A 12,400-nucleotide genomic window follows, 5' to 3' on the forward strand; every position below is an offset into this window, starting at 1 on the left:
TTAAAAACATAAAATCTTTATACAATGAGAAAAGTAATTTTAAGTCTGGCAATCATAGCTACATCATTAGCATTTGCACAGAAAAAGGAAATCTCAGCGGCTGTAAAATCCGTAGATACAGGTGATGCTGCTGGAGCATTAGCAAAGATAAGCGAAGCAGAAGCTGCTTTTGGAAATGATACTACTGTTTTAGAACCTTCTCTATTAGAAAAATACTATTATGCTAAGGGATTGGCATTGTTCAGAACTGGGAATGTTCAGCAGGGAGCAGAACTACTTGGGAAAATAGGCGAACTGGGAAAATCTAAAATCTATGTAGGTAAAAACGGTAAGCAAAAACTGTATTTCGTAGGTATGGATGCCGCTAAGCAATCAGGGCTTAATAATCTGAAAGAAGAAACTTATAGCCCCGAATATGCATCAAAACTCGGAGAGATACTGAACCCATCTCTTCAAGCAGCGAATAAAGCAGCAATGGATGCCTATAATGCAAAAGATTATGCAAAGGCAGCTCCTAAGTTTGCGGAAGTCTATAACCTGCTAAAAGCTGTGGGGCAAGACAATAAGCAGTATTTGTATTATTCAGCTATTACCTATGCTTTGGCTAAGGATCATACCAATGCGATTAATTCGTATAAATATCTGATAGATTCTGGCTATACAGGAGTAGAAACACGATATTTAGCAAAAAATAAAAAGACCAATGAGGTAGAAAACCTTGATAAAAACTCTTGGGAGCTCTTAAAGAAAGCTGCGGGAGGAGATTATACAGACTTCAAAACTGAAGTTACTAAAAGTGTAGAGGAAGAGCTCTATGAAACGCTTGTAGGTCTTCTATCTGAAAATGATAGATATGATGAGGCAATTGTCTATGCAGATAAGGGACTGAAAAAATTCCCTAAGAATGTAAAACTTAATAACTCTAAGGGGCTTGCTTATTATAAGTCTGGTAAAACAGAGGAGTTTATTGCATCATTAAAACAAACGCTGGAGCAAAATCCGAAGGATAAAGATGCTTGGTATAACCTCGGGGTAATGGTAAGCAAAGACCCTGCGAAGCAGGAAGAGGCACTCGGTTATTTTAAAAAGGCTGTAGAGCTGGATCCTAAGTTTGCAAATGCTTGGCAGAATTTAGTGTATGTAACTATTGGAGACGATGAGAAAACGATAGACGAGTACAACAAACTGAGGAAATCTGGCAAGATAGAAGCGGCCAACAAAGTGATTGAAGCAAGGAGAAAGAGATTAGCAGAAGCGCTTCCGTATGCAGAAAAGTGGTACGAGTCAGATCCTAACAGTATAGATGCGGTTTCTCAGCTGAAAGGGCTTTATACTTCGTTGAAAAATGAGGCTAAGGCTAAGGAATTTAGAGCTAAGGAAGAATCAATGAAGAAATAATCTTATTGTATATAAAATTTAATGGAGGAAGAGAGGTAGTGATTTACCTCTCTTCTATTTTTGGATTTAAGCTTTATCCTTCAGCCTTTGTTTTGCGGTATTCCAAAGCTCATCGAGGAGAGGGAGAGGCTGGTCAGCAAGGCTGATGCGCTTATCAGCAGCTAATTTTTCCATTTCCTGAAAGCGGGAGATAAACTTAGCGTTGGTTCGCTCTAAAGCTGCATCTGGATTAATCCCTGCAATCCGTGAATAATTAATAATAGAGAATAAAACATCTCCAAGCTCTTCTTCTTTCTTTTGAGTATCGGTCTCGGCTTTCATCTCGCGGATTTCTTCTTCCACTTTTTGCCAGGCTTCATCCGCATTGGGGAAGTCAAAACCTACACCTCGCACTTTATCCTGAATTCTATAGGCTTTTATAAGGCTGGGCAAGCCTTTTGGAACCCCAGAGAGTATGGATTTATTTCCCTCTTTTAGTTTGAGCTTTTCCCAGTTTTGTTTTACTTCTTCTTCGTCTGAAACTTGAGTATCAGCATATATATGTGGATGGCGGAAGATGAGTTTTTCATTTAAGGAGTTGATTACATCAGCAATATCAAAGGCTTTTTTCTCTGAAGCTATTTTAGAATAAAATATAAGGTGGAGGAGTACATCTCCGAGCTCTTTTTTTATCTCTGGGAGGTCTTCGTTTAGGAGTGCATCGGTCAGTTCATAGGTCTCTTCAAGGGTGAGATGCCTCAGTGTTTGCAGGGTTTGTTTCCTATCCCAAGGGCATTTTTCTCTAAGCTCATCCATTATGTCTAATAATCGCCCAAAAGCCTCTATTTTCTCTTGTTTTGTATTCATTTCTGAGATGATTTTTATGCCTCAAAAGTACAATTTCTCACCTGCTTCCTCCAAAGGGAAAAGAGATAGAGAATATAAGAGCAAAAACTTTTGATTTTAAACAAAAATGAAGATAGAATTTGCAAAAATCTTTGCATAAGCACTATTTACCATCATTTTTACACCACAAACCCCACAAAATAAGGGAGCATTGCCCCCTTATTTTTTTATTTCGTTACTTTTCCGTCGCTAATCATCCATAAACCGATAAAAGTCAGCATTCCATTAATGATAAGCAGCTCCAAACCAATCCTAAAATCACCAAAAAGAAAGCCCTGATACTTATCTATAACAAACGAAATCACTGGCGAAGCAATACACACATAAGGCACAAGACGGTCTTTCACTTTATAGCGAGTAAAGATGCCAAATGCAAAGAGACCCAGCAGTGGGCCATAAGTAAAGCCCGCGAGTTTAAGGATAAGGCCAATCATTGAATTATCATCTATCCATTTAAAGAGGAGAACCATCATCAGGAAAGAAAAAGCGACCCAAAGGTGAACCTTCTTCCTAAATTTTTCCTTTTGCTTTGCCTCCCAGCTCTTGTCGTTTAGCCCAAATACATCTATGCAGAGCGAGGATGTAAGCGCCGTCATCGCGCCATCGGCACTGGGGAAGAGCGCCGAAATCAGAGCAATAAGAAATATAATAGAAATATAGAACGGCATATGGTTGAGCGCAATTTCTGGGAAGAGTTTATCCCCCGTAGCCTCTATTCCTTCCTGCGCTCCGAAGAGGTACAGCAGCCCCCCCATATAGAGGAAGAGCAAGATAACGCCAAACAAGATAAACCCAAGGCTTACCATATTCTTTTGGCTATCTTTTAGGCTGGTTACGGAGAGAGATTTCTGCATCATCTCTTGGTCTATCCCCGTCATTGTAAGGGTGATAAACGCCCCAGCAAGAACCTGCTTCACGAAGAAGCCCGCAGAGTTTATATCGGTATTGAAGACCCTCGTATAGCCCTTCTCGCTCATCATCCTAAGGCTCTCGCCAAAGTTAATATCAAGGTGGCTCAGCATATAATAAGTACAAATCACCAATCCGAGAAGCATACAAGTCGTTTGCAGGGTATCGGTCCAGACGATGGTCTTTACGCCTCCCTCATAAGTATAGAGGATAATCATCGTGAGGATGGCGAGCGTTGTTGCAATAAACGGTACACCCAAGCTATCAAGAATGCTCACTTGCAGGATATTTACTACGAGAAAAAGTCTCGCCGTAGCCCCTACCAAGCGAGAAACAATGAATATCCAAGCACCGGATTTATACGAGAGCTGCCCCATTCGCTGCTGGAGGTAGCCGTAAATCGAAGTCAGTTTCAAGCGATAATAAAGCGGCAAGAGTACATACGCTATCGTGATATATCCGATCACATAGCCTATCGTGATTTGCAAATACCCAAAATTGTCCTTCCCCACGAAGCCTGGTACGCTCACAAAGGTTACTCCAGAGAGCGAAGTCCCTATCATACCAAACGCTACGAGCATCCAGTTACTCTTTCGGTTTCCTATGAAGAAGCTATCGTTATCACTCCCTTTCCCAGTGCGATACGCTACCCACAGCAGGAGGGCAAAGTAGGCTATAATAATGAATAAAAAAAGTTTTGTAGCCATTCTTAATCTTATTTTTTTAAAGCCCACAAATATAATGAATGATACATAACATCAAATAAAATCATTTGTAATAGTGCAGGAGGTATTTATTGCAATACTGAGTAAAACAATTATAATACAATCCCAAATCACCTGTATTGTAAAAATTATTTAGCATTTGTACTCATAGTTCGCTAACTAAGGTGTACAGTTTATATTGTCTATAGTATATACTCCTTTATTTAGAAGGAGATCAAGGGTTTCTTTACCATTTTGGGGATTTATATTTACTGCACGGGTTCCCGCAGTATGTAGATAGGTTGTGTAGCCGTTTTCCAGAGCATCTAAACAGGTATATTTTACACAGTAGTCCAGCGCCAGACCAGCAATTTCTATTGTTTTTATCCCTTTTGATCTCAAATAATCATCCAAATCCGTTTTCATAAACCTATGATTATCCTGAAACGCAGAATAGGAATCAAATTCAGGGTGAGTGCCTTTTTTTATAATATGGGTAGCTTTACTGGTATCCAAATCCTTATGAAATTTCGCCCCAAAGCTCCCCTGCACACAATGCTTTGGCCACATTATCTGAGGGGTACCATTTAGCGAGATAATATCGCCCACCTTCTTATCATTATTAGATGCAAAACTCTTATGATGAGCAGGATGCCAGTCCTGAGTAAAGATAATTTCATCATAATCATTCCTTTTTATAAGGGTATTAATATAGGGTATAATTTCATTCGCACCAGGTACAGCTAATGCACCTCCTTTGCAGAAATCATTCTGCACATCTACTACAATTAATGCCTTTTTCATAATGAAAAATTTATTATTTAAACGCTCAAAGGTAATGATTTTATTGAAAAAACACCGACATTTGCATTAAATTGGCACGGTTTTGATAGACTACAGCAAATTAAATTCAAGAATTATGAAAAACTTATTTCTAATAGGAGCTTTGGGCTCTGCGTTGGCGGTAGCATCTTGCTCGCCTACAAAAATAGCACAGAATAAAAAGAATAAGACAGACTTTGCAAAGCTCAAAGGCAATTGGCAGATTACAAGCGTGGATTATGACCATAATTATCGTGTAAAACCTTTTGATGAAGGCATTGATGCGCAGTGCTTCGTCGGTAGTCAATGGAAATTGGTGCCCAATAACTACTCTGGTACCTATGCGCTCCTTGGTGAAGGCCGTTGCCCATCGTTTTCCAGAGTTATAAAGTTTGAGCTTGTGGATGGTGCAGAGTTTAAGTTTAAAAAAATAGTAGAGGGAACCAAGGCTAAGGACAATATAGCAGGATACTCTCTCTATCTCCTCGACCAAACCGATACTTCCTTTAGCTTAGAACAGAATGTAAGCGGTGTAAGAATCGTTTATAACTTCCAAAAGACAAATTAGAAATTAGGAAAGTATTTAATAATTAATTTTAAAAATCATAAAAATGAATATTAGTAAAATAAAAGTGGCATCTGTATTCTTAGGTTCAGCATTATTATTATCGAGCTGTGAATCTGTACAAAATGCGAATAATCAACAAAAAGGTACTGCGATAGGAGCTGCTACAGGAGCAGTATTAGGAGCAGTGATAGGAAATAATGTTGGAAGTGGTAAGAATTCTGAACTTGGTGCTGTACTCGGTGCAGTAGTGGGTGGTGCAGCAGGTAATGTCATTGGTAGAAAGATGGATAAGCAGGCGAAGGAGATAAAAGAAACCCTACCAGGTGCAGAAGTAGAAAGAGTGGGAGAGGGTATTAAAGTAACAATGAAAGAAAATATTGTAAACTTTGCTTTCGATTCCTCTAATCTTACTTCTGCTGCAAAAACAAATCTCGATAAACTTGCAAAAGTCCTCAAAAATAATCCAGATACCAATATCAATATTTATGGTCATACCGATAGTAAGGGCTCAGATTCTTATAATCTTGCATTATCTGAGAGAAGAGCAAATGCAGTGAAGTCTTACCTTTCTTCCAAAGGAATTTCTTCTAGCAGAATGATCGCTACTGGAATGGGAGAGAGCAATCCTGTAGCAACTAATGATACTGAATCAGGAAGAGCACAAAACAGACGCGTAGAATTTGCCATCACCGCAAATCAAGATATGATTAATGATGCTCATAGCGGTAACTAATAAGGTATTAAAATAACAATGATATTATTACTCCTCTATTTGTAGAGGAGTACTTTTTTGAAAGAAGTATCTCTTCTTTTCATTATTCTAGCAGGTACAAGGTTTTATTACGGAATGTTCTTATTTTTGCAACTAATTATTCAGATAAAATGAAACCATCTTTAGCAAGAGGAACCAGAGACTTTACGGCTTCGGAAGTAGCCAAAAGGAAATATATTATAGAGATATTGCAGAAGAATTTTGAGCTTTTTGGCTTTCAGCCATTAGAAACTCCGAGCTTTGAAAACCTCTCTACACTTACAGGAAAATACGGTGAGGAGGGCGACAGACTCATTTTTAAAATTCTGAACTCAGGAGATTATGTGGCAAAGGTCTCCGATGAAGATTGGGCAGAAAAAAACTCCCAAAAGCTCACCTCTAAAATATCTGAGAAGGCACTTCGGTATGATCTTACCGTACCTTTCGCCCGGTTTATTGCAATGAACCACGGCAAGCTCACATTCCCCTTTAAGCGCTATCAGATTCAACCCGTTTGGAGGGCAGATAGACCTGCAAAAGGGCGTTTCAGAGAGTTTTATCAGTGTGATGCAGATATCGTAGGTAGCGAAAGCCTTTGGCAGGAGATAGATTTAATTCAGCTGTATTTAAAATCTTTCAATGACCTTAAATTACCTGTGAAAATCCATATTAATAACAGAAAAATCCTCTCTGGATTGGCAGATTATGCAGGTATTTCTCATCAGCTCATCGATTTCACCATTGCCTTAGACAAGCTCGATAAAATCGGAAAAGAAGGCGTTATAAAGGAACTTCAAGAGAAGAATATCCCCCAGCAAGCGATAGAGAAATTAGATTTCCTTTTCGGAGGGAAGTCTCAAACGGAAGTCTTAGCGCTATTAAAATGCAATTTTGAGTCCTCAGAGATGGGGAAAGCAGGCATAGAAGAGCTGGAATTTGTCTTAAAACATTGCAAAGCCTTAGGGATAGAACAGGAACTCGTGTTTGACATTACCCTTGCCAGAGGACTGGATTACTACACTGGGGCAATCTTTGAGGTAAAGGCAGAAGGCATAGAGCTCGGCTCCATAGGTGGTGGAGGAAGATACAATAACCTTACAGAGATTTTTGATGTGAAGAATATCCCTGGTATTGGGATCTCTTTCGGATTGGACAGAATCTACCTCGCCCTCGAGGAGCTCAACCTATTTCCAGAGGATATAATGGATGATAATATCGAGTATCTCTTTGCTAATTATGGGGATGAAGAAGCTCTTGTGGCACAGAGAATCATCGCTGAACTAAGGAAAAAAGGCATAAGCGCTGAGCTCTACCCAGAAGCAGGAAAAATGAAGAAATTCTTCACTTATAGCGAGAAAAGAGGGGTGAAGAATTTAGTTTTCGTAGGCGATAAGGAGATTCAAAACAATACAGTTACCATAAAAAACCAGCAAACAGGTGAGCAGAGGGAGCTTCCTCTATCCGAATTTTGGGGTTAAGAGTTTAGACTTCTTCTGCCTCTTCCATTAGTTTGAGGTAAGTTATATAGCGGGATTCAGAGATGAGTCCCGTTTCTACTTGAGCAAGTACAGCACATTTCGGTTCATTGATGTGCAGGCAGTTGTGAAACTTACACTCCCTTCCGCTTTCAAAGATTTCAGGGAAAAAGTGCTGTATCTCTTCCTTCGTTACATCTATCATTGCAAACTCCCTTACTCCAGGGGTATCTATCACGCTCCCTCCAAACTTCCAGAAGTGCATCTGAGCAAAAGTAGTGGTGTGTTTGCCTTTGAGGTGTGCATCTGAGATTTCTCCCGTTTTAAGATTTAAGTCAGGCTGAAGGGCATTAACCAAAGTAGATTTACCACAACCCGAATGACCGAAAAACACCGATATTTTATCCTTAATAAGTCCTTGCAGAATATCCAAATTCTCTTTGGATACAGATGAAGTTTGCAGGGTTTCATAGCCGATACTTTCGTAGATACTCGCTACTTCGGATAGGAGGCTGAGCTCCTCATCATTCAGTGTATCGGTTTTATTAAAGAGGATGAGGGGCTTTATGTTGTATGCCTCACAGCAGGCAAGGAATCTGTCTAAAAAGCCGAGTGAAGTTTCTGGGAATTTCAAGGTGAAGATAAAGCAGGCAATATCTATATTAGAGGCGATGATGTGCGATTCTTTGGAGAGGTTTACAGACTTTCGGATGAGGTAGTTCTTCCTTGCTTCTATCTTCGTTATCCACGCAATATGATCCTGCTCCAGCTGAAACTCTACGATATCTCCTACAGCGAGGGGATTGGTCAGTCGGTTTTTTAGCATTTTAAATTTCCCTCTTATCCTCGCCTCATATACAGTGTGGGTATCGTGCTCCAAGACCTGATACCAGCTCCCTGTTGATTTTATTACTAAGCCTTTCAAGTTTTTAGATTATTGCTTTATCATTATACTGTTTTGCACCTCTATGGATGCTTCGTGTATCGCCTTAAAGATTTTTTCTATAAAGTCTTGGGACAATCCCGTTTCCAGTGCCTTTGCAGCAGCATATTCAGTAATGATTTTCCATCTATCAGGCTGGAAGATTGCGATATTATTCTCCTTTTTCAGCGCTCCAATTTTCTCCGATATTTTCATTCTACTGCGCAGGAGTTCCATTAGTTGGAAATCTATATCCGAGATTAATGTACGGTGGTTTTCCAGCTCTTTCTCATAGCCTGAAATATCTGTTTTCCTTACTTTCAGCTGGCTGATGAGCGCCGCTAAGACCTCTGGAGTTATCTGCTGCTGAGCATCGCTCCACGCATCATCTGGGCTGCTGTGGGTCTCTATCATTGCCCCTTGATAGCCTACATTTAACGCCTCTTGGGTAATGCCTGCCAGCCCCGTTCGGTTACCGCAGATATGCGATGGGTCTACAATGATGGGGATGTTTGGGTATTCCCTCTTAAAATCAAGGGCAATTTGCCAGTTGGGCGTATTTCTGTACTTTGTTTTCTGGTATGAGGAGAAGCCTCGATGTATCACTCCGATATTCTTTACTCCCTGCCCGAGTAGCCTTTCCAAAGCACCTATCCACAGGGCTAAGTCAGGATTTACAGGATTCTTCACGAGGATGATTTTATCCGTCCCGCGAAGTGCTGAAGCTATTTCCTGCACCGTGAAGGGGTTTACCGTAGAGCGCGCACCTATCCAGAGTATATCTATATCGGCTTCCAGAGCGGCTTCTATATGGTGGGCATTCGCCACTTCGGTTGCGGTTTTAAATCCGAATTCTTCCTTTACCTTTTTCAGCCAACCCAGACCGATGGCTCCTACCCCTTCAAATCCGTTGGGCTTTGTTCGCGGTTTCCATATTCCTGCACGGAATACAGGCACGCTTGCTCCTGTTTCTTTTATCCTCCTTGCTGTTTCCAGCACTTGTGCTTCGCTTTCTGCACTGCACGGACCAGCAATAATAAGCGGCTCCGAGTATTCGTGTATCCAATTATTTTCTAAATCCTGTAAATTCATAGCCCTTCAATAGCACTAAAAAGTTGGAGGCAAAGATAATAAAACCGTTGTAGGCAGCAAGCTCCTTAGCACACCTTGCAGGTGGCACACTTACACCGTAGCCGGTGAGGCACTTACCCACTAGCGTGGGGAGCACTTACCACAAACTAACCACACACCGCCAATAGCTAATAGCCAGAAGCTACTTTATTTCCTGACGCCAGCAATAAAACTTCCTAACACAAGGAGGGAATTTTCCGTACTATTTGAATTATCTTTTTTTGATAAGAATAGAAGATTTTTTAAAGATATCTGAATTGAGATACTTTATTTAAGGTAAGTGTCCCTCGTGTTAATGAGTTAGCTAAGCGCCTCACCTGCAAGGTGTGCTCCCCACGCAATGGATAAGCGCGCCACCTGCAAGGTGTGTCTAAGAGCCTGCCGTGCTACGGCTGGCATAGTTTTTACAAAAGGAGGGGGAGAAAAAATAGAAAATATGTTAGGATATTATGTAATTATTGGTCTTACGATGCTCGCGAGCTGGTGGGTATCGTCTCGTTTAAAGTCTAAGTTTCAGTATTATTCACAGGTATATCTGAGGAATGGTATGTCGGGAAAGGAAGTCGCTGAAAAGATGCTTCGCGATAATGGAATTTATGATGTAAAGGTCATTTCTGTACAAGGTCAGCTTACGGATCATTATAATCCGATGGATAAGACTGTCAATTTGTCCGAAGCTGTATATACAGAGAGGAATGCTGCTGCCGCGGCGGTGGCTGCTCACGAGGTAGGGCACGCAGTACAGCACGCTGTGGGCTATTCTATGCTTCAGTTGAGGTCTAAACTCGTCCCGATGGTGAATATTAGCTCAACTCTTTCTCAGTTTGTCATAATGGCAGGTATTGCTACGATGATTGGTACTCGAACAATAGAAAATCCGCAGGGGAATACCTTAGTATTGGCAATCGGAGTTGCATTGTTTGCTGTAACTACTCTTTTTGCATTCATCACCCTTCCTGTGGAGTATGATGCGAGCAAGAGAGCGATGAAATGGCTTAAAAATACAGGTACGGTAACCGATGAGGAGTATGTAGGTGTGGAGGATAGCCTTAAATGGGCGGCGCGAACCTATGTAGTAGCAGCGCTCGGCTCCCTCGGTCAGCTGATGTACTGGGCATCTATGCTTGTGGGTGGGCGTAGGGATTAGACCCGCTCAGGGAAAGGTATAAGAAAGATGATGCATCTCGGAGAGCTGTTCCGAGATGCCTTTTTTATGTGCTAATTTCAGTGTGGCAGTTATGCGGCACTGTTCCGCAGTTTCAAAGTTGAGGATTTTAGCATCGTATTTATTCAGAAGGGTGAAGACGAGGTTTTGATGGGAATAATTAAAGCTGATTTCTATCGTAGTTTCCAGTTCTTTTGTGATGATTTCGGCTTCGTCCAGCGTTATCTTTGCGGATTCTTTATAGGTCTTCACAAGACCGCCTACACCGAGCTTTATTCCTCCGTAATACCTCACTACGACTACCAGTACATTGGTAATATCGTGTGCCAGTAGCTGATTAAATATCGGTAAGCCCGCACTGCCTGAGGGCTCTCCATCGTCATTCGCACGGTAATTTTCACCCTTAAGCCCCAATCGGAAAGCGTAGCAATGATGGGTAGCTTTGGGATGATCTTCGTAGATTTTTTCTAAGCGCTGTTTTATCTCCTCTTCAGAATTTACAGGGTAGGCAAAGCCGATGAATTTGCTGCCTTTTTCCTTCAAAAGGGTATTTTCAATGGGAGATTTTATGCTGTTGTACTGATGCACTTTTGGGGTAGAGTTTTAAGGGGGGAGCTAAAAAGAAACCTCGTAGATTTTATCCCAGAGCTTTCCTGTTACTAACATTTTGCCGTCTTTAAAGGCTATTCCGTTCAGTACATCATCATCGCCAGTGGTATGTTTTTTTGCCAGTTCGGTAAAGTTAAATTTCCCTACTACTTCCCCAGTTTTAGGGTTTATTTTCAGGATAAAAGGCTTCTGCCACACATTGGCGTAGATAAATCCGTCGTGATACTCCAGTTCGTTGAGGTTATCATAAATCTCTTTATTTCCCGCTACTGAAATCTGCCTTACTACCTCTGATGGCTTTTCAGGATTGAGGAAATAGAGGTTCTTTGAGCCGTCGGAGAGGATGAGTTCCTTGCCATTGTAGGTAAGCCCCCAGCCTTCACCGATGATATTGGGATAATCAAATTGAGAGAGGAGTTTTAGGCTGTTTTTATCGTAAATGAAGCCTATTTTATTCCTCCAAGTGAGCTGATAGACTTTATCGCCAACGATAGTTGCCCCCTCTGAGAATACTTCATCTGGCTGAGGAGTAGAAGCGATGGGTGTAGTCTCTCCGAGCGAATATTTCCATATTTTTGAGCTTCCATTTTGCCCATCGCTCTCGTAAATCGTGTTTCCTTCAATCTGGAAGCCCTGCGTAAATACCTTTTCTTTATTGTATTCTTTCTCTATTTTGAAGTTTATATTTTTCTCCTCCGTCTTTGAGAAAACATTGATTATAGCGTCTTGGTAAAGGCTTTCTCCATCTTTCTTTTGGATGATGAAAGTTACCGCATTGTCCCCAAGAGAGAAAAAATCTGGGCTAATGGCGAGGGTATTGGTTTCCTTATCCCCAAAGCTGATACTGATGCTCTCTGCATCCTCCAAAACCTCTGCAGGTAGGCTAATTTTATCCCCAAAGTGGTAGCCTTTTTCCTCCATAGAAGTGTTGAAATCATTGAGTGTATTGAGGATTTTTTCGTCTTTATTGCAGGAAGTAAGAAGTCCCAAGGCACATATCCCGATGATGATTGATTTTTTCATTTTCTTTGCTAAAATTTGCCTCAAAAATACAACAATTA

The 12,400-nt window shown here is 40.9% G+C and carries 12 protein-coding genes; 5 read left to right on the forward strand and 7 right to left on the reverse strand.

Annotation, left to right across the window (positions count from 1 at the left end):
• Nucleotides 1–24 precede the first annotated feature (24 nt).
• Nucleotides 25–1,398, forward strand: a complete 1,374-nt coding sequence (locus DBX24_RS06690; protein WP_160224365.1) for a tetratricopeptide repeat protein — start codon at nt 25–27, stop codon at nt 1,396–1,398.
• A 66-nt stretch (nt 1,399–1,464) separates the two neighbouring features.
• Here DBX24_RS06690 and mazG read toward each other — a convergent pair whose 3' ends face one another.
• The 3 genes from mazG to pncA form a co-directional block, all read right to left on the reverse strand.
• Nucleotides 1,465–2,244 carry a nucleoside triphosphate pyrophosphohydrolase gene (mazG, locus tag DBX24_RS06695; RefSeq protein ID WP_120489396.1) on the reverse strand — a complete coding sequence of 260 codons (780 nt, stop codon included), beginning with the start codon at nt 2,242–2,244 and terminating at the stop codon, nt 1,465–1,467.
• 206 nt (nt 2,245–2,450) lie between these two features.
• On the reverse strand, nt 2,451–3,899 hold the full coding sequence (locus DBX24_RS06700) for a sodium:solute symporter (RefSeq protein WP_120489395.1): 1,449 nt from the start codon (nt 3,897–3,899) through the stop codon (nt 2,451–2,453).
• 177 nt (nt 3,900–4,076) lie between these two features.
• Entirely contained in the window at nt 4,077–4,700 is a 624-nt protein-coding gene (gene pncA, locus DBX24_RS06705; protein ID WP_120489394.1) for a bifunctional nicotinamidase/pyrazinamidase, read from the reverse strand.
• A gap of 115 nt (nt 4,701–4,815) precedes the next feature.
• Here pncA and DBX24_RS06710 point away from each other — a divergent pair, with 115 nt between their 5' ends.
• From DBX24_RS06710 to hisS, 3 genes are all read left to right on the forward strand, one after another.
• A complete protein-coding gene (locus DBX24_RS06710) occupies nt 4,816–5,286 on the forward strand; it encodes a lipocalin family protein (protein ID WP_120489731.1) in 471 nt (156 codons plus the stop codon).
• 43 nt (nt 5,287–5,329) lie between these two features.
• Nucleotides 5,330–6,019: a YiaD family glycine zipper/OmpA-like lipoprotein gene (locus tag DBX24_RS06715; RefSeq protein ID WP_120489393.1), complete on the forward strand. Its 690-nt coding sequence runs from the start codon at nt 5,330–5,332 to the stop codon at nt 6,017–6,019.
• Between the two features lie 149 nt (nt 6,020–6,168).
• On the forward strand, nt 6,169–7,515 hold the full coding sequence (hisS, locus tag DBX24_RS06720; RefSeq protein ID WP_120489392.1) for a histidine--tRNA ligase: 1,347 nt from the start codon (nt 6,169–6,171) through the stop codon (nt 7,513–7,515).
• Between the two features lie 4 nt (nt 7,516–7,519).
• Here the strand turns inward: hisS and rsgA are convergent, their stop codons facing one another.
• A complete protein-coding gene (gene rsgA / locus DBX24_RS06725; RefSeq protein ID WP_120489391.1) occupies nt 7,520–8,437 on the reverse strand; it encodes a ribosome small subunit-dependent GTPase A in 918 nt (305 codons plus the stop codon).
• 9 nt (nt 8,438–8,446) lie between these two features.
• Nucleotides 8,447–9,526: a chorismate mutase gene (locus DBX24_RS06730; RefSeq protein WP_120489390.1), complete on the reverse strand. Its 1,080-nt coding sequence runs from the start codon at nt 9,524–9,526 to the stop codon at nt 8,447–8,449.
• A 475-nt stretch (nt 9,527–10,001) separates the two neighbouring features.
• On the opposite strand from DBX24_RS06730, the gene DBX24_RS06735 reads away from it, so the two are divergent.
• Complete coding sequence (locus DBX24_RS06735; protein ID WP_160224366.1) at nt 10,002–10,712, forward strand: zinc metallopeptidase; 711 nt, start codon at nt 10,002–10,004, stop codon at nt 10,710–10,712.
• 6 nt (nt 10,713–10,718) lie between these two features.
• On the opposite strand, the gene DBX24_RS06740 is transcribed toward DBX24_RS06735, so the two are convergent.
• Nucleotides 10,719–11,318 carry an IMPACT family protein gene (locus DBX24_RS06740; RefSeq protein WP_160224367.1) on the reverse strand — a complete coding sequence of 200 codons (600 nt, stop codon included), beginning with the start codon at nt 11,316–11,318 and terminating at the stop codon, nt 10,719–10,721.
• Nucleotides 11,319–11,345: 27 nt separating this feature from the next.
• Complete coding sequence (locus DBX24_RS06745) at nt 11,346–12,362, reverse strand: glutaminyl-peptide cyclotransferase (RefSeq protein ID WP_120489388.1); 1,017 nt, start codon at nt 12,360–12,362, stop codon at nt 11,346–11,348.
• Nucleotides 12,363–12,400 lie beyond the last annotated feature (38 nt).

It is taken from the genome of Bergeyella cardium (assembly GCF_009914665.1).
GTDB classification, from domain to species: Bacteria; Bacteroidota; Bacteroidia; order Flavobacteriales; family Weeksellaceae; genus Bergeyella_A; species Bergeyella_A cardium.